This is a genomic window from Methanocaldococcus indicus, assembly GCF_049554935.1.
Taxonomy (GTDB): domain Archaea; phylum AGJL01; class Methanococci; order Methanococcales; family Methanocaldococcaceae; genus Methanocaldococcus; species Methanocaldococcus indicus.
In genome coordinates, this window is record NZ_CP186926.1 from 660720 (window position 1) to 679853 (window position 19134).

General features: G+C 27.2%; 18 protein-coding genes. 11 read left to right on the forward strand and 7 right to left on the reverse strand.

The genetic code is table 11. The features are described from left to right. Window positions 1–30: 30 nt before the first annotated feature. Both leuD and cca read left to right on the forward strand, forming a co-directional pair. Entirely contained in the window at window positions 31–528 is a 498-nt protein-coding gene (gene leuD / locus ACPB8Q_RS03725) for an Isopropylmalate/citramalate isomerase small subunit (RefSeq protein WP_423793331.1), read from the forward strand. Window positions 529–552: 24 nt separating this feature from the next. After that, a complete protein-coding gene (gene cca / locus ACPB8Q_RS03730; RefSeq protein WP_423793332.1) occupies window positions 553–1812 on the forward strand; it encodes a CCA tRNA nucleotidyltransferase in 1260 nt (419 codons plus the stop codon). On the opposite strand, the gene ACPB8Q_RS03735 is transcribed toward cca, so the two are convergent. After that, window positions 1807–2979 carry an FprA family A-type flavoprotein gene (locus ACPB8Q_RS03735; protein ID WP_423793333.1) on the reverse strand — a complete coding sequence of 391 codons (1173 nt, stop codon included), beginning with the start codon at window positions 2977–2979 and terminating at the stop codon, window positions 1807–1809. The two genes, cca and ACPB8Q_RS03735, sit on opposite strands and share 6 nt — an antisense overlap. A gap of 114 nt (window positions 2980–3093) precedes the next feature. Between ACPB8Q_RS03735 and ACPB8Q_RS03740 the strand changes: the two genes are divergently transcribed. From ACPB8Q_RS03740 to ACPB8Q_RS03755, 4 genes are read left to right on the forward strand one after another with little or no spacing between them, the layout of a single operon-like run. Continuing rightward, complete coding sequence (locus ACPB8Q_RS03740; protein ID WP_423793334.1) at window positions 3094–3810, forward strand: D-aminoacyl-tRNA deacylase; 717 nt, start codon at window positions 3094–3096, stop codon at window positions 3808–3810. After that, window positions 3795–4577: an AIR carboxylase family protein gene (larB, locus tag ACPB8Q_RS03745; protein WP_423793335.1), complete on the forward strand. Its 783-nt coding sequence runs from the start codon at window positions 3795–3797 to the stop codon at window positions 4575–4577. The genes ACPB8Q_RS03740 and larB overlap by 16 nt, the downstream gene beginning before the upstream one ends. After that, entirely contained in the window at window positions 4574–5728 is a 1155-nt protein-coding gene (locus tag ACPB8Q_RS03750; protein WP_423793336.1) for a DUF2226 domain-containing protein, read from the forward strand. The genes larB and ACPB8Q_RS03750 overlap by 4 nt, the downstream gene beginning before the upstream one ends. A 10-nt stretch (window positions 5729–5738) precedes the next feature. Then, entirely contained in the window at window positions 5739–6332 is a 594-nt protein-coding gene (locus ACPB8Q_RS03755) for a roadblock/LC7 domain-containing protein (RefSeq protein WP_423793337.1), read from the forward strand. Here the strand turns inward: ACPB8Q_RS03755 and ACPB8Q_RS03760 are convergent. From ACPB8Q_RS03760 to ACPB8Q_RS03775, 4 genes are read right to left on the reverse strand one after another with little or no spacing between them, the layout of a single operon-like run. Continuing rightward, complete coding sequence (locus ACPB8Q_RS03760; protein WP_423793338.1) at window positions 6329–6790, reverse strand: hypothetical protein; 462 nt, start codon at window positions 6788–6790, stop codon at window positions 6329–6331. The two genes, ACPB8Q_RS03755 and ACPB8Q_RS03760, sit on opposite strands and share 4 nt — an antisense overlap. 48 nt (window positions 6791–6838) lie before the next feature. Further along, window positions 6839–7324: a hypothetical protein gene (locus ACPB8Q_RS03765; RefSeq protein WP_423793339.1), complete on the reverse strand. Its 486-nt coding sequence runs from the start codon at window positions 7322–7324 to the stop codon at window positions 6839–6841. 5 nt (window positions 7325–7329) lie between these two features. Then, window positions 7330–7875: a DUF447 domain-containing protein gene (locus tag ACPB8Q_RS03770; protein ID WP_423793340.1), complete on the reverse strand. Its 546-nt coding sequence runs from the start codon at window positions 7873–7875 to the stop codon at window positions 7330–7332. Next, a complete protein-coding gene (locus ACPB8Q_RS03775; protein ID WP_423793341.1) occupies window positions 7872–8645 on the reverse strand; it encodes a 50S ribosomal protein L11 methyltransferase in 774 nt (257 codons plus the stop codon). The genes ACPB8Q_RS03770 and ACPB8Q_RS03775 overlap by 4 nt, the downstream gene beginning before the upstream one ends. A 24-nt stretch (window positions 8646–8669) precedes the next feature. On the opposite strand from ACPB8Q_RS03775, the gene ACPB8Q_RS03780 reads away from it, so the two are divergent. Next, a complete protein-coding gene (locus ACPB8Q_RS03780) occupies window positions 8670–9824 on the forward strand; it encodes a molybdopterin molybdotransferase MoeA (RefSeq protein WP_423793342.1) in 1155 nt (384 codons plus the stop codon). Here ACPB8Q_RS03780 and ACPB8Q_RS03785 read toward each other — a convergent pair. After that, a complete protein-coding gene (locus ACPB8Q_RS03785) occupies window positions 9816–11009 on the reverse strand; it encodes an aconitase X catalytic domain-containing protein (protein WP_423793343.1) in 1194 nt (397 codons plus the stop codon). The genes ACPB8Q_RS03780 and ACPB8Q_RS03785 overlap by 9 nt on opposite strands. 72 nt (window positions 11010–11081) lie before the next feature. Between ACPB8Q_RS03785 and hmdC the strand changes: the two genes are divergently transcribed. From hmdC to hypD, 4 genes are all read left to right on the forward strand, one after another. Beyond that, the gene (gene hmdC, locus ACPB8Q_RS03790) at window positions 11082–12581 is read left to right on the forward strand and encodes a 5,10-methenyltetrahydromethanopterin hydrogenase cofactor biosynthesis protein HmdC (protein WP_423793404.1); all 1500 of its coding nucleotides are present in this window, start codon (window positions 11082–11084) and stop codon (window positions 12579–12581) included. Between the two features lie 227 nt (window positions 12582–12808). Next, entirely contained in the window at window positions 12809–14713 is a 1905-nt protein-coding gene (locus ACPB8Q_RS03795; protein ID WP_423793344.1) for an S-layer protein, read from the forward strand. A 54-nt stretch (window positions 14714–14767) separates the two neighbouring features. After that, a complete protein-coding gene (locus ACPB8Q_RS03800) occupies window positions 14768–15475 on the forward strand; it encodes a uroporphyrinogen-III synthase (protein ID WP_423793345.1) in 708 nt (235 codons plus the stop codon). Then, window positions 15472–16515: a HypD family hydrogenase formation protein gene (gene hypD, locus ACPB8Q_RS03805; RefSeq protein ID WP_423793346.1), complete on the forward strand. Its 1044-nt coding sequence runs from the start codon at window positions 15472–15474 to the stop codon at window positions 16513–16515. The genes ACPB8Q_RS03800 and hypD overlap by 4 nt, the downstream gene beginning before the upstream one ends. Here hypD and ACPB8Q_RS03810 read toward each other — a convergent pair. After that, the gene (locus ACPB8Q_RS03810) at window positions 16505–19129 is read right to left on the reverse strand and encodes a valine--tRNA ligase (protein ID WP_423793347.1); all 2625 of its coding nucleotides are present in this window, start codon (window positions 19127–19129) and stop codon (window positions 16505–16507) included. The genes hypD and ACPB8Q_RS03810 overlap by 11 nt on opposite strands. Between the last annotated feature and the right edge of the window lie 5 nt (window positions 19130–19134).

A 19134-nucleotide genomic window follows, 5' to 3' on the forward strand; every position in this document is an offset into this window, starting at 1 on the left:
AAAATCATAAAAAAATTTTTTGGTGATTTTATGGATAAGATAAAAGGAAGAGTTTGGAAGTTTGGGGATAATGTAGATACTGATGCAATAATGCCAGCAAGATATTTAGTGCATACAGAACCAGAAGAATTAGCTAAATATGTAATGACTGGGATAGATGAAGAATTTCCAAAAAAAGTAAAAAAAGGAGACATAATAGTTGCAGGAAAAAACTTTGGATGTGGCTCTTCAAGAGAACATGCTCCAATTGGATTAAAAGCTGCTGGAATATCTGTTGTTATTGCTGAAAGTTTTGCAAGAATCTTTTATAGAAATGCTATAAACATTGGACTTCCATTAATAGAGTGTAAAGACATAACTAAAAAAGTAAATGAAGGAGATGAGTTAGAAGTAGATTTAAAAACAGGAATTATAAAGAATTTAACAACAGGAGAAATAATTCAAGGACAAAAACTCCCTGAGTTTATGATGGAGATTTTAGAGGCAGGAGGATTAATGCCTTATTTAATTAATAAGATTAAGCAGTAAAATTTTTTAATTTTTTGTGAGAGTATGGATTTTAGTGAAATTCTTAAAGATATTAAACCAGATAAGGAAGAAATGGAAAAAATCCATAATTTAGCTGATAAGTTAATCAATATTATTAAAAAATATTCTTCAAAGAATGTAGAAGATGTTCTATTTGTTGGTTCTTCTGCGAGAAATACAAACTTAAAAGGTTCTTATGATATTGATATTTTTATATTGTTTAATAAAAGAGTTTCAATTGAGAAATTAGAAGAAGAAGGTTTATATTTAGGTAAGAAAGCTATTGAAGAGTTAAATGGAAAGTATGAAATAAACTATGCCTCTCATCCATACATAAGGGGGTATGTTGATAAATATAAAGTAGATATTGTTCCATGTTATAAGATAGAGTTTGGAGAAAGAATAATTTCTGCTGTTGATAGAACTCCTCTACATCATAAATTTTTAATAGAAAGATTAACACCTCAGTTATGTGATGAAGTTAGATTATTAAAAGCTTTTTTAAAAAGTTTAGGATTGTATGGTTCTGATGTAAAAACTAAAGGATTTTCTGGATATTTATGTGAGCTTTTAATTTTAAAATATAATTCTTTTTTAAATTTATTGGAAGATGCACAAAATTGGAAAAAGAAGAAAGTTATTATTTTAGATGATATATATAAACTCTATGGAGATATTAAATTTAAAGAATTTGATGAGCCATTGGTAGTTTATGACCCAGTAGATATAAATAGGAATGTAGCTGCTGCACTATCAAGAGACAACTATTGTAAATTTATTTTCTATTCAAGAGAATTTTTAAAAAACCCAAAAAAAGAATTTTTTTATAACTATAAGGAAATTATAGAGAAAAATCTAAACAATAGAGAGAAAGGTAAAGTTATTAAATTAAAGATTCCAAGAGATAAAATATCTGATGATATTGTATATCCACAGTTAGAGAAGTTATTAAAATCTATTGTTAAAATTTTAGAGCAGCATGAATTTAAGCTATTAACATATAAATGCTACTTAGATGAAAATTATGGATTTATTGAATTAGAGTTTTTAGTAGATGAACTACCAAACATTATGATTAAACTTGGACCTCCTATTTATAATAAAAAGAGAGTTGATAGCTTTTTAAAAAAATATGATAAAGTTTTTGTAAAAGATTGTTATTTATATAGTTTTTCAAATAGAAAATATACTAATGCTATAGATTTATTAAAAGATATAATTAACAAAAAGATTCCAATATCTAAAACTAAAAATGTATATTTAGATGAAGCAGAAATTTTATAAGTCTATTTTAGCTAATTCATGTCCAAACTCTTTTAATTTGTATAATTGTTCTTTTGTTGGACACATTCTTATTTTTAGAATATCATCATCTATAATCTTGTAGTTAAGCTCCTCAAATACCAATTTTATTTTATTTGTTGCACATTCATTCCAACCATAAGAACCAAAGGCTACCCCAATTTTATCATAAGGTTTTATACTTAATAAATAAGTTAATAACTTTCCAATTGTTGGATGTACATTCCTATTCATTGTAGGTGAGCCAATTAATACATATTTAGCATCTACCATTTCAGTTATAATTTTTGATAATGGCGTATTAGATGCATCAAATATTTTTACATTAATACCCTCTTCTATTAAACCACAAGCTAATGCATGAGCCATTTTTTTAGTTGAGTTATATATGGTGTCATAAACAATAACAGCTTTATTTTTATACTTTGAAAATGCCCACTGCTCATATCTCTTTAAGATTTCATCAATATATTTTCTCCATATTACACCATGAGCTGGAGCAATTATATCAATTTCTAACTCCTTTATAGTTTTTATTAAATCAATAATTAATGTTTTATAAGGCATTAGAACATTTGCAAAGTATTCTTTTGCATAATACATAGAGTATCCTCTAATATCATCATCAAATCTCTGAGTAGATGCATAATGTTGTCCAAATGCGTCATTTGAAAATAGAATCTTATCATCTGCTAAATAAGTAATCATATTATCTGGCCAATGTAACATTGGAGTATGTATAAATTTAAACCTTTTATTTCCTAATTTTATAGTTTCATAGTTATCAACTGTTATAAATTCCCAATTTTTTGTATTATAACATAAAGATAATAGTTCTTTGCATTTTTCATTTGTTATTATTTTAGCCCCACTATATTCAACAATTTTTGGTAATGCCCCTGTATGGTCTTTTTCAGCATGATTAACAATTATATAATCTAAATCTCTAATATCAATGACATCCCATATTCTACATAAAAGTTCATCTGCAAAAGTTTCTTTTACTGTGTCTATTAATATATTTTTCTCTCCAGTGATTAAATAGGAGTTGTAAGTAGTCCCAAATGGTGTATAGTGTGCATGAAATTCTCTTAATTCCCAATCAATTGCCCCTACCCAATATATATTCTTTTTAATTTCAACTACCATAGTAACCTCCTAAAAAATATAGTGAGTATCATTTAATAATAATAACTTATATAATAACTTTATTGTATTAAAATAATTCTAAATTTTACAAAAATCTTTTATATGTGGGAAATTATGAAATATTTATTTATATCATCCAAAAAAGATTTAGCAAGTTTAAATATTGCTAAACATCTTGAGGAGTATTTTGATATATATTATACTGAAAAAGATTTGTTAGATATAAAAAGAGAGGATTTAAAAAAATCTGATTATTACATTTTTCTCTCAAAACATAGAAGTGAGAGAAATTTACCTTCTTTAACAGTCCATGTTCCTGGATTGTTAGATAAAGAAATATGTCCAGCAGATGCAGTTTTGAATACATTAATACTAAAAAATTTAAATAAATATAATAACATTGGATATAATGTATCTTTTGAAGTTGTTCATCATACACCAACAGATTTAGATGGGTATAGTGTTTTTGTGGAAATAGGAAGTAGTGAAAAAGAATGGACTAATGAAAAGGCTGGGAAAATAGTTGCTAATGCAATAGTTGAAAGTATAGAATGCTTAGAGAATCAAGATTATGAAGAATTAGATAGAGTTCTTGGCATTGGTGGAGGACATTATGCCCCAAAATTTACAAAGTTAGCTTTACAAAATAAATACTATTTTGGTTATTTAGTTCCTAAGTATATAAATATTAAAGAGGATATTTTAAAACAGATGTTAAATAAGAGTGAGATTGATAAAGTTTTAATAGATTGGAAAGGATGTAAAAGTGAAATGAAAAAAAAGTGTATATCCTTTTTTGAAAATTCTGGGATAGAATGGGAGAAAGTCTAAGAGACATTTTATTAGATTTTAAAAAAGGAAAATTAGATATTGATGAAGTAGAAAAGTTAATTAAATTAGATTATATAGAAAAATTAGAAAAATTTAAGTTAGATATTAATAGAGAGTTAAGAACTGGAATTCCAGAAGTGGTTTATGGGAAGGGAAAGTGTATAGATGAGATAATAGAAGGCACAATAAACTTAGCTAAAAAGAATGGAAAAGCTCTTGCCACAAAAATTTATAATATTGAAGAATTAAAAGAAAAAATTAAAAACTACAATGAAGATTTAGATAACTACACAATTAAAATAAATGAAAAAGCAAAAACTTTAACAATTATTAGAAAGGATTATCTCCATAAAAATAGAAATGTAGTAAAGGGTTGTGTAGGAATTATAACAGCTGGAACAGCAGATATACCCATAGCAGAAGAAGCTAAAGAAACATTAGATTTTTTAGGTGTGAGATATATAACTTCCTATGATGTTGGAGTAGCAGGAATACATAGGTTATTTCCAATATTAAGAGAAATGATTATAAATAAAGTATCAGTTATTATAGTCATAGCTGGGATGGAAGGAGCACTTCCATCAGTTGTTTCGTCATTAGTTGATGTTCCTGTTATTGGAGTCCCAACTTCAACAGCTACTATTGAAATTACTCCTTTATTGTCTATGTTACACTCATGCTCTCCTGGGTTAGCTGTTGTAAATATAGATAATGGCTTTGGAGCTGCAACTTTTGCATACTTAATACTGAAGGTGAAAGATTTATGATTAAAATTATTGAAGGTGATTATGTAAAAACAATGTCTGAATTAAATTTAGATGATGTTCTATCTAAGGTTGATACTGGATATATTATAATTTATGCAAAAGAAGGAGATAGATTTCATGAAGGTTATTTATTTTTTGAGAATGGTAAATTAGTTGGAGCTTATTATACAGATAATAGAGAAGTTGAAGTATTTGGAGATAGAAGTAAAGTGTTAGAAATACTTAATAAAGAAAATAAGATCATTGAAGTATATAGATACACAAAGGATAAAATTAATTTATTAAAATGGTTATATCCAGAAATTTTTAAACTTAAATTAGAAAAGGACAAATTTGAGGGAAAATATTCAAAAGATAGACTATCAATTCCATTAGATAACCTAATTGCAAAGAATATTAATGACATTACTCCATTTTTAGAGAATAATAAAATAATTTTAGTAAATATTTATGATAAAGTAGGAACAGAAAATGCATATATTGTTTATAAAGGAAAAAATCCAATTTTAGCTTATTATGAATGTGACAAAGGTAGTTTATTTGGCAATGATGCCTATGAAAAAATAAAAGAAATCTTAGAAACTGATAAAGATAATTATATTATTGATATTTATGATTTTGATGAAATTAAGTTAAATATTTTACTTGAAACATATCCTAAACTAAAAATTGAAGAAGTTGAAGAAGAAAAAATAGAGGAAATTGAAGCTAAATCAGATGATATGGGTGCTAAAGAAATTGAAGAAATCAATAAAATAGAGGAAGAAGAAGAGCTTTCAAGAGAAGAACTTTTGAAAAGATTGGGTATTACTGAGCCAGATGAGGAATGGGTAGAAGAAGTTATAGAAGAATTTATGAGACCAGATGATGAATTTTTAGAAGAACTTAAAAAAGAAATTGAAGAGAAAATAAAAAATGAAATTTTGAAAATTGATGGTGTTAAAGATGTTAATATTAATATTAATGTAAAATGGGAGAATGGAAGATATTATATATCTGGAGAAATAAAAATAATTAGAAAGAGTATATTTGGACTATTCAAGAAAGAAATTGACCCTGGAGTTATAAAAATTATTGTTGATAAGATTATTAAGAATACAATTCCTAAATATGAAAAATATACAACACACATATCAATCAATATAGAATAAATGTGAGATTATGTATTATGAACTAATTTTTTTTATCAGCTTTATTTTAGGAGGGATATTAGCATATCTATTATATAAATATAAAGAGAACCAAAAACAACAATCATTTAAAGTTATTGAAATGGAGCTTGTGGAAAATTTAAAGGAATTAAAAAAGCAAATTGAACCAACTGATGATAAAAAATTTAGTAAAGAGTTTGATTTAGTAGAGTTATCTTTGAATTATGAGTTTGATGATATTGTTATAACTAATGATGAAGGTTTTATAATAGCTTCAACTTATGAAGATTCTGATGAATTTGGTTCAACTCTATTTAGAATCTTTGAGAATATTAAAGATTATTTAAAAAAAGTAAAAAAAGTTGTTATTCAAAGTGATGAATACATTATAATATATCCAATAGAATATATGAATGAAGAAATATATATAATAACAAAAACTAAAATTTTACCAAATCCTGTTGAAGAAAAGAAATTTTTAGATGAAATAAAACATCTATTAGACAATAAATATTTACATCAACTAAGAACATTAGAAAACATCTCTGATAAGTTTATTACTAAAACAATTGATGAAATAGAAGGAAATGTCACAAATATTTAAAAAAACTTTACAGCAGATAATGCAATATTTATAATAGATAAAACAACTACAACATATATTAGATTTTTAATATCTTTAAGATTATATAATGTAGATAAATTACTATGATTAATGCTATTAAATATGTCTGAGATTTTATTTATTTTTATATTAGTTTTTTCAAGATTCAATATAATTTTCTCAGTTTTATATTCAAGACTCTTTTTATTTGTTATACTTTTAATTTCATTAATTTTTGTATTTAACTCATTCATATATAGATTTAATTCATCTAAGGAATTTCCTACCAATTTGATATTAGAGATATGCATATCTAACTTGTTACTCAATTTTTCTAATGACTTTATAGATTTTTCTAAATTTTTATTTGTTATATTTAAACCATAATGAACTTCTGCAACATAATTGTTAAGCTCTGACATTAATCTATCTAATTCATCTATTTTTATTTCCCCCATTACACATCACCACACAAAAAATATCAATGAATTATTATGTATTAAAGTTTATATTCTATTGTCAATTTCTGTCAATAACTCTTCCATTCTTTTATTTATAACTTCACATTTTTCTAATAGATTTCTTAAATCACTTTTATTTTGTGTTATAAGGTTCATAGCTTCATTATATTCTCCAAATATTAGAACATATTTTTCCTTATCAATATCTTTTAATTTCTCTAAAGTTTTTTCTAATTTACTCAGTGAATCTTCGTTTCTTTCCATATTAGCTCCTAAGCTTAATATCATACTTTTAACATTTTCTATAACATTGTGAAGATTTTCCAAGTTTTTTATTAAGTCCTCAAGTAATTTTATATTATATTTATCTTTTTCAATAACTTCATAATATTTACATTCTATAATTTCCAAAGTTTTTTCAACATTATTTAGCACATCTTTTAGTTGATTTATTATCTTTACAACATCTCTATTACTATCTTTAAAGTCTTTAATGCTTTTTATCAAATTTTCAACTATATTTTCATACATTTTTATTACCCCTTTAACATCTCCTTTACAAATTTTTCAGCAAGATTTTTATGTTCTTTACTACCAACTTTTTTTATAATTTTATATAACTCTAATATATCTTTTTCTATATCTTTTAAATGTCTCCTTGAATACAAAATAGCCATCTCTACAATTAAACCATCAGCTCTACAATAAGGTTTTATTTCTCTATTAAAATAGATTCTATCAATTTCCTCCCCTTCTATTAGTAAAATTTTACTTTTTCCTAATTTATCTTCTCTATTTATAATTTTTCTACTTACTACTTTATAAAATATTGAATAATATCCTTTAACAAAAGGAATATCTCTATAAAATAGATATTCATCATCATCAGTTAAAACTGCCTCAGCTATTTTAATTGGCTCAACAACATTAACAGAAAAGTAATCCTGATTTAGTAGATTTTCATAAGTATGTGAGCCTTCAAAAATTTTCATCCTTACCTTTTTATCTTTAATATATGTTCCTATTGGAGCTTTGTTCAATCTATTATTTAACTTAGTTACTACAACTGTCTCATAAATCATAAAACCTCTACCTTAATACTCTCTAAGTCTCCTCCTCTTTTATATCTTAATAATAAAGAAAATTCTTCTTTATTTGCCTCAAAAGGAATAACTAATGGAGGATTAAGCATTTTTAAGTTTCCTGATATATGTTTATTAGTTAATATAGTATATGTTCTTAACTTCAAAGCTAAATTTTTATTTATATTGTCTAATTTAAAGTTAAAAATATATTCAACTTCTAAATCATTTATTTTGTAGAAATTAACTTCTTCATAAATAACTTCATTAGATAACTCTCTATATTTATCATCTTCATCATAATGAATATAATTTAGAGGAGATTCAACAATTTGAGCTGATGATACTACTCTTTCAGGTATTAACTTTCCTCTATATTTTAATAAACCTCTTCTATGTATTGAATTTATAACCTTAACTTGTGGCTCAGTTATTAAGGCAGTATCTAACATCTCAGCTATAATAACATCAGCCTTCTCTTTGAAGTTATATATTTCAGCATCTCCCTCTATAGCCTCTATATTTTTAAAATTATTTAATTCAATATTTTCTTTTACATACTCATAAGTGAAGCTATCTAACTCAATAGCATAAACTTTCTTTGCTATTCTGCCAGCAATCATTGCTAAAATTCCTGAGCCAGTTCCTAAATCATAAACTATATGATGTGGTTTAACTACACTTTCTATTGCTTCTTTGAATATTGCTAATCTCTCATAATCAGTTAATAAAGAGTTATGCCACTGAGGAGCTTTAATCTTTAACTTCATAATTAATCACTTTGGGGATGTAAAATGTTGTTTAAGGAAGTTTTAGATTTTAATAAAGCAAGAGAGATAGTTTATAGTTATTTAAATAAGTATGTTAAATCATCAAATATTAAGCTTATAGATGGTTTAAATAAAATAGCTTATGAAGATGTTAAAGCACCTATAAACCTTCCTTATTTTAATAGGAGTGCTATGGATGGTTATGCTGTAAGAGCTGAGGATGTTTCTGGAGCTTCACAAACAAATCCTATTATTTTAAATTTAGTTGAGAGAGATTATATAGATGAAGGTGAAGCAAAAAAAGTCCATACAGGAGATAAATTACCAGAAGGAGCTAATGCTGTTGTAATGAAAGAATACTGTAATGAATATAACAACTTTTTAGAAGTTTATAAGTCAGTTCATCCAAATGAAAATGTTTCAAAAATAGGAGAAGATGTAAAAAAAGGAGATACTATATTAAAGAAAGGAGAAAAAATATCTCCATATCACTTAGCTATACTATCATCTTTGGGAATTAAAAATATTAAAGTATATGATTTAAAAATAGGAGTTATTTCAACAGGAGCGGAATTAGTTAGTTTAGAAGAAGGTATTAAAAATAATAAAATAATTAACTCAAACTACTATTTACTTTATGGTCTATTAAAAAACTTAGGTTTTGATGTTGTAGATTATGGAATTGTTAAAGATAATTTAGATAATATAAAAGAAACATTAAAAAAAGCTAATGAGGAAGTAGATATTATTTTTACTACTGGGGGGACATCTGTTGGAGATAGGGACTTAACAGTTAAAGCTGTTAAAGAACTTGGAGATGTTATTTTACATGGAGTCAATATAAGGCCAGGAAAACCTTTTGCCTTTGGAGTTATTGACAAACCTATTTTTATGCTCTCTGGATATCCTGTTGCTGCTGCTGTTCAGTTTGAACTGTTCTTTTATAGATACTTTGCACAAAGAAAAAAGATAATGTTGGAGCTTTCACATCCAATTCCTTCACAATTAGGAAGGGTAGATTTTGTTAGAGTTAAAATAGTTAAAAATAAAGTCTTACCAGTAAGGATAACTGGAAGTGGTGTTATATCCTCTCTAATAAAAAGTGATGGATACATAATTGTTGATGAAAATATAGAGGGTTATGAAAAAGGAGAAAAAGTTGAAGTTTATCTATTCTGAATATCTCTTAATTATCTCTTTTATATCATCAAATAGAACATTTGATTTACAAAAACTTGGTAGATAGACAGAAGCTTTTCCTGAATTTGTTGCTATATTTAAATTTTTAATTGGTGAGACTACCATACATGTATCTTTAATTATCTTACCTCCTGCCTTTTCAATTGTATCAGTGTAGTTCATCCTATCAGAAATAGCTTTTATATGTATAGAACAACAAACCCACAAATCTATTTTTAATTTTTTATTTTTTAATAAATATGATATTTCTTTAATCTCTTTCAAACTACAATGAGGACATCCAACAGTTATCAAATCAATGTCATCAGCAGAGTTTAACTTATCATAAGCCTCCATAATCTCCTCTTTTCCTATTTCTATAACCTCTCTATTCTCAATAACATCCTTAACTTTTGCCTCAGCAGTTAGATTTTTGGCATGATATAAAGCAATTCCTCCACTTGCAGCCATTGTAGCTCCTAAAAGTTTTAACTCTTCAATTGAAGGTTTAAATCTATATAAATCTTCAAAATAAGGAATATCTTTTTTTAACATCTCACCAACAACATAACCTAATGCTCCATAAAAACTCTCTTCTTTAAATTTTGCTTCTTTATCTATTTTGATAATATAATTAGCTTTCCTATTCTCATCTAAATGATAGCCATAATATGGGGTTTTTCCTATAATAGCTGATGCTAATGCTAATGGTCCTCCTTCTCTATTTGTCTTAGCCCCTAATATAGAGTTTGCATAACTTACAGCAGAACTTTCTGCCCAACTTATATGCTCTCCAAATCTTGGAACATTTCCAGTTAAATAAGGTGTGCATGTGCATGAAATCTCAATATCCAACTTTCTAAAAGCATTTATAATCCTTAACTGTTTTTCAGCAAAACTCTCACTTATACCCATCTCTCTCCATCTGTCTAAATCCATTCCAGCCGGATTTAGTGTAGTAGGAACTTTAACTTTTATATTTTCTTTTGTTAAATCCTCTATAAACTCTAAACCATAATCTCCAATAGTTTTATATGAGACACCTGAAACCTGTGAAGAACTTATTTCTATCAATTTCTCTGCTCCATATATCTCACCTAAACTAACTAACAAATTCATACATCTTCTTAAAATCTCTCCATACTCTCCATCTAATATCTTCTCTTCCTCTTTTGTTAGATACATAAATTTACCACATTTGAAGTTTTAATAATAAAAAGAGTTATAACCTATAAATAAATATAAAAAATTTGTGAGATTATGGAATTAGTAAGGGAAAGTATAAATAATTTAGATGCTGCTTTAGAGTTAAGAGAGTTAGTTTTAGAAAAAATAAATAAAAATAAATTGAATGAATCCTTTATTTTAGAGATTTTTGATGAAATTGATAAATTAAGTTTAGATGAACTCATAAAGTTAGGTAGCAATTTTAGAAAATTCCCATTAGGTTGTGATTTGGTTGAGATTGCAGTTGGTCCTTGTTTATCAACATTAACAAAAGAGGAATTATTAGAGAATTGTATATTATCTGATTTTTTTGGTTTTCCAATACATATATGTGGATATGCTATTGCAGATATAGCTGAAAAAGAAAATTTAAAACCAATAGATATTCTAAAAGAGATTTACAACAATATTAGTGTTCCTATAGATATTGACCATTTTGGTAAATATGGACCTATGAGATTCCCAAGAGAGATAACTGAATGCTGTGGATACTGCTACTATATTGGAAAAGCAAAAGGTTGTCCATTAGGTAGGATTTATAAAAGATTGATAGATAAAGAAAAAGAGCATAAAGATGAGTTTTTAGATTGGATAAAGTTATCTTCCTCAGTATGTATAAATGTAGTAGAGGAGCAAGTTGAGGGTCATGCTCCTCCATTGGAAGAGATGAGATATGTAGCAAAAAAAGCAAAAGAATACAACAAAGTTGTTGAAGGTATATTCCATATAGGTAATGGAGAAGATGATTTAATTGAAGGAATAAAGGCATGTATTGACTTAGATGTTGATGTCTTTGTTGTTGAAGGAGCTCCATTCAATAGAGGAAAAGATAGATTAAAAACTTATGCAAAAGCAATAGTTTTATCAAGAATTTTGTGTAAAGGTGGTGTAGTAGGAACTAATGGAGCTTATGAAGATGAGTTAAGAATTGGTTTAAGAGCTGGATTAAATGTAGTTTTAACTGGATTTCCTTACAATCATCATGGATATATGGTAGGATATAAACCAAAAGAAGCAAAAAGAGGTAATTTTGGATTAAGAAGAGTCATAAAAATAGTTAGAGAAGAAATAAAAAATTTAAATGTTAGATTAATTGACAAAGATATAATTAAAGCTATTTCATATGGAAATTCATTTTTAAGAGGAGAGATATATCCAAATACGTTAGGTAACTTCTATATTGGAGATGCACATTGGAGAGTTATATATAACTCAAAATTAAGAAATATTTTTAAAACATCTAAAACAATTGATGAAATAGAAGGCAAATCAATTGGATTATTGGGAGGAAGATACATCTCTTGGACAATTGCAAAAAAGGCAGATGAAGTTTATATATCTGATAAAGATTTAGATGTTGAAAGATTAACAATAAAAATTCTAAATAAAAATGGAATAAATGCTTATCCATGTAAGGGTAATGATAAGAAAGCAATTGCTATGTCTGATGAAGCATATATAACAACTTTTATTCCAGAGTTAGCTTATAAAATAAAAAATAAATACAAAAAAGCTAAATTGCTTTTCTGAATATTTATAATAACTAATATAAATTAAAAATCTTTTCTAAAAGTTGTAAATTTTTGCAACTGTATTTTTTCTTAAAATACAAAACTATAAATAATATTTTGAAAATAAAATAATTTTTAGAAAATTTTTAATTCTGAAACAATTGTTATAACTTTTTCAGATGGTAAAGTATATATACCCCCTCCTCATAATTTATTATCCAGAAAACTTTCAAAAGGTGAAAAGATATGGCAATGAGTTTAAAGAAAATAGGGTCAATAGCAGTTGCTGGAGCTATGGTAGCAACAGCATTAGCAAGTGGTGTCTCCGCTGTCCAAACAATTGGATTCAATAGCTATGATGAATTAAAGCCTATATTAGTTAAAGATGGACAACCAAACTGTTATGTAGTTGTTGGTGCTAACGCTCCTTCAACTATGGATGTCGTTTCAGCAGCTGATATAGCAGCTAAAATAGGAAGTTTATGCTACAAAGAATCCTCAGCCAATACAGGATGTGCTGAATTAACTGTTCATGTTGAAGCAGCTGCAAGTAAAGTTGAATTTGATGCCAGTAAGGATAAAGCATTATTATATGCTGTAACTCCTGATGATACTGATTATCAAGTAACTGATGTTATATATGGCGGTAATACATTCCCACATCCTGAATATACATGGGTAAATACTACATTAAATGGAAGTATATCAGTAACAACAACTAATGCTACTGATGAAGTAAGTATAACTGAATTAAATGCAACTGGTACACAAACCTATGTTAATGATACATATGTATATCTTCCAAGTACAGTAAAATTAACTACAACTCCATCTGGAAATACAACAAGTTTAAATCTAATATTGTCTGTTGAGAAAATTAATACAATAACAAAAACATTATCTACATTAATGAAAATTGATGATTTAAATCCAAAAGATATTAAAACAGGAATATATGAAAACTTAACTAATTCAAAAGCTGATAGTATTGAATTAGGATTCTATGAATTAGTACCTGAAGGTACCAATATTGGAATTGATTTAGTTGGATATGCTACAACTGTCACTAAAGACAGTGAATTAAATACATCAAATGTATATTTAGCTCCTGGAATATTAATCCCATTCTTAGGAGAACAATACATGTTTGTTAAAGCAGATAAAAATAACAATGAATTAATTATTGGTAAAGAGGCATATAGTGGAATATTACAAGAAGGAGAAATTTATGATGTTGGAAATGGATATCAAGTAAAAATAAAAGCAGTTTTAGAACCTACTACCGGCTCAAGTAGTGGTGCAAAAGTAGATGTTCAAATATTAAAAGATGGACAAGTCGTAGCTGAAAAATTTGATTACGCATCTACAGATTCACCATTAATCTTAACATATGGACCAATCGGGGTAATAGTTACAGATGCATATAAAAATATAGCTGAGACAACAGGATATGCAGATTGTTATATAGTTAAAGACTTAAAATACTTAAAATTAGGAAGTAAATATGAAGATTCAGATTACAAAATCTATGCAGTACTATCTGATGGAACTCATATAGACATAACTAAAAATACAGATATAGATGATGATACTAATGGAATTGGTGTTATAGACGGTAAAAAAATCTGTGGTATAGCTTTAGTAGATGATACAGATCCTACAGATTCTGATAACCAATTAAGTTCTAAAGGAGATACATTCTCAGCAATTGATAATTACTTCACATTAAAAGTAGACAAAGTAATAAATGCATCTGCAGGAGATTATAAGATATATATTTACTCAGATGTATCAAAAGATGTAACATTAGATGTAGGTCAAGAAGTTTCAGCATTAAATGCACAATTAACTTTAGATAAAATTGAAGCTAATGCAATACAACCAACAAAAATAACAGCTCCAATTGCTAAGTTAGATACAGAAGTTAGCTTAGACAACGCAGATAAAAACTTAGTATTAGTTGGAGGACCAGTAGCAAACAAATTAACAAAAGAGTTAGTAGATATGGGTAAAATAAACATAACCAATGACAGCCCAGCAACAATAGCATTAATAAAAGGAGTTGCAAACGGACACGATGTTATAGTTGTTGCTGGTGGAAACAGAGAAAAAACAAGAGAAGCTGCATTAGCTTTAATTGAAAACTTATAAATTTTCTTTCTCTTTTCTTTTTTTATAAACAAATATATCCAAAAATGTGAAATTATGGATGTAATAATTACAAGACCGAAAGAAAGAGCTAAAGCTTTTTTAGAGATATTAAAAAAAGAAGGTTTTAATCCAATAATTCTCCCTACTATTGAGATAGTCTATAAAAAAGTTAATATTAACTTAGATAAATACAACTGGATAATTTTCACTTCTCCAAGTGGAGTGATTGGGTTATACAAAAATTTGAAAGATAAAAATCTTGACAATAAAAAAATAGCTGTTATTGGAGAAAAGACAAATAAAACATTAAAAAAGTATTTTAATAGAGAAGCAGATATAATTCCAAGTGAATATACTGCAGAGAAACTTTTAGAAGAGATTAAAAAAGTTGCTAAAAGAGACGATAAATTTTTATTTCCAACAACTCCTGCAACAAGAGATATTTTAAAAAACAACTTGAATGTAGATTTAGTTTATGTCTATTCATCAGAAGAACCAAAAGATTTAAAAGAAAAAATAAATAATTTAAAAAACCACTTAAAAGATAAAAAATTTATTTTAACTTTTACAAGTTCTTTAACTGCTAAAAACTTTTTTAAATATGTTGATGATGAATTTTATAACACAATAAAAAATAACTATGTTGTTGCTATTGGACCAATAACTGCAAAAACCTTAGAGGAGTTAAATCTCTCTCCAATTACTCCCAAAAAATATACAATAGAAGGAATGTTAAAAGAAATTAAAAAGTTGAGAGAATGATAAATAAAATTATTGAAAAGATAAATGATTTATCTAAAAATTTTGATGAAGTTAAAATTATGCATGTGTGTGGCTCTCATGAGCACACAATTTGTAAATATGGTATTAGGGAAGTTCTACCAAAAAATATAAAGCTAATTCCTGGCCCAGGATGTCCAGTATGTGTCACAACTCAGAAAGAGATTGATACAGCCATTTACTTAGCAAAGAAAGGTTATGTAATAACAACCTTAGGAGATTTATATAGAGTTCCAGGTAGTTATGAGAGCTTACAATCAATAAGTAAAGATTATGATATTAGGATAGTTTATAGTGTTAGTGACGCTGTAAAGATGGCTAAAAAAGAAAGAGATAAAAAATTTGTTTATGTAGCTATTGGCTTTGAAACTACTGCTCCAACAACTGCATCAGAACTATTAAATTTGGATTTAGACAACTTCTTTATATTAAATTGTCATAGACAAACTCCTCCAATAATGGAGTTTTTATTAGAAAATACTAAGTTAGATGCTTTTATCTGTCCAGGGCATGTATCAGCAATAACAGGATTAAAACCATATTATACACTCTTAGAGAAATATAGAGTTCCATTAATAGTTTCTGGATTTGAGGGGATTGATGTTCTCCTATCCATATTAATGATTCTAAAACAACTCTATAAAAATGAGATTAAAGTAGAAAATGAATATAAAAGAGTTGTAAAAGAAGAAGGGAATGTTATAGCTCAAAAGATTATAAATGAAGTTTTTGAAAGTGAAGATAAAGAATGGAGAGGTTTTCCAAAAATAAAAAATGGAGGTTACAAACTTAAAGAAAAATATAAAAAATTTGATATTTTTGAAAATGAAGATATCCCAAAAATGAAAGAAAAAATACCAAAAGGCTGTATTTGTGATAAAATTTTAAGAGGGGAGAAATTACCAACAGATTGCCCATTATTTGGAAAAGTTTGTAATCCATTTAATCCAGTTGGTAGTTGTATGGTTTCTGATGAAGGAACTTGCAGAATATTTTATAAATATAAAAAGTTTAATTTTTGATTATAGCTAAGCATAAGCCAAACTCAACAGTATCTACTTCCTCTCCCTTACTAAATATAGCTCTTTTAATTTCCTTTATATGCTCTTTTCTTATAACTCCATACTCTGTCTTTAAACCTTCTGTTAATATCTTGTTTAAGGTTTCTTCATCTTTAATATTTTTTATAAACTCCATAACATCTTTTGTATATTTTTTAAACTCTGGTCCAATTTTTGATTTGTTAGGAATGACTTCAACTATTCTATACTCTAAATCTGGCTTACCTTTAATTATTTTTAGTTCATTTATCTTTAAAGTTCCTTTTATATCTTTCTCTCCTTTCAACAAAGCATTATAAGTTTCATCATCTTCTGTATAAATTTCCACTTTATTTAATTGTGCATTTAATGATAGTCCTTTATTAGCTTTGTATCTTCTTAAATTAACTATTGTCTCTTTTATTAATTCCCCAACTTTTTCAATATCCTCATTAATATATCTCTCATCAACCTCTGGGAATTTAAAATGTAAATCCTCTATCTTATAAATCTCACCAATATAATCTGAGAAGTGAGGAGCAAATATAGTCAATAATCTTAATAGTCTGTCTATACAATAATATAAAGTTCTTTTAGCTTCATCTTTTTCTTTTTCATCTCCTTTATACAATCTATATTTAACCATCTCAATATAGTTATCACAAAACTCATGCCAAACAAACTTATAAATCTCCACAACTACATTAAATCTATAATTTTTGAGAGAGTTATCAACTTCTTTAATTAATTTATTTAACTTACTTAAAATCCATAAATCAACTATATTGTCAGTTTTTAGTTCTTTTAAGTTATTTATTTCATTATCATCAATATGCATTTTAGCAAATCTACATGCATTCCAGAATTTTCTTAAAAATCTATATCCATAATCAACTTCTTTCCAACTAAATGGGACATCATTACCAATAACACTGTTAGCAGCCCATAATCTTAGTGCATCTGCTCCGTACTTTTCAACTATTTCATCTGGCTCAACTACATTTCCTAAACTTTTACTCATCTTTCTACCATCTTCTCCAAACACCATACCATTAATAACTATCTCTTCCCATGGCTTTTTATTAGTTAAAGCTATGGATTTAACTATTGTGTAGAATGCCCATGTCCTTATAATATCATGTCCTTGAGGTCTTAGTTGTGTAGGATAATGCTTCTTAAAAAATTCTTCATCATCTAACCATTTAGTTATAACTAATGGAGTTATTGATGAATCCATCCAAGTGTCCATAACATCCTTTTCTGGCTCTAAATTTGTAGATTTACATTTATCACATACATAATTTGTTTTTGTAGGGTCAATTGGTAAATCTTCTTCCTTAGCTACAACTATATTACCACAATCCTTACAATACCAAACTGGAATTGGTGTGGCAAAAATTCTCTGCCTACTTATAACCCAATCCCAGTCCATATCTTCAATCCAACTTAACAATCTCGATTTCATATGTTCAGGAATCCATTTTATTTCATCAACAACTTCTCTAACTTTTGGTAAGAGCTTTCTAACATTAACAAACCACTGCTCAGTAACAATTATTTCAATAGGTGTTTTACATCTCCAACATACTCCAACATTTTGCTTAATTTTCTCTTGTTTTATAAGATAACCTTCTTTTTTCAAATCTTCAATAATCTTTTTTCTTGCTTCTTCTGTTTTTAATCCTTTATATTTTCCAGCTATTTCAGTTAATTCTCCCTTCTCATTGATAGCTTTTCTTATCTCTAAGTTATGTCTATTTGCCCATAGGACATCTGTTTTATCCCCAAAGGTACAAACCATAACAGCTCCTGTTCCAAAATCTTTCTCAACATCTTTATCTTCTAAAAGCTTAACTTTATGATTAAAAAGAGGGACTATAAACTCCTTACCTACCAAATCTTTATATCTTTCATCTTCTGGATGCACTAAGATAGCCACACATGCAGCTAATAACTCTGGTCTTGTTGTAGCTATAATTAAATCTTTCTCATTATCTGCTGATGGAAATATTATATAATTTAAATAGGTTTCTCTCTCTTTGTATTCAACTTCTGCAAATGCAATAGCTGTCTGACATCTTGGACACCAATTAACAGGGAACTTTCCCCTATAAATTAGCCCATCTCTATACATTCTAACAAAAGCTGTTTGAGATTTTTTAATATATTCTGGTTTCATTGTTATATACTCTCTACTCCAATCTATTGAAATTCCTAAGCTTTTTATTTGTTTTCTCATCTTTTCTATATTTTCCTCAGTTAGTTTTATACACCACTCTCTAAATGTCTCTCTATCAACTTCTGATTTAGTTACACCATAAATCTCCTCTACCTTAACCTCTGTAGGCAATCCATGACAGTCCCAACCTTGTGGAAAGAGAACATTATAGCCTTTCATTCTTTTATATCTTGCAATAAAATCCATATAGCTCCAATTTAAAGCATGTCCTAAGTGGAGCTTTCCAGTAGGATATGGTGGAGGAGTATCTATTATATATGGTGGCTTTTCACTATTTTCATCAAATTTATATAACTCTTCTTTTTCCCACTTTTTTTGTATCTCTTTTTCTATACTAATATTGTAATCTTTATCCAAGTTCT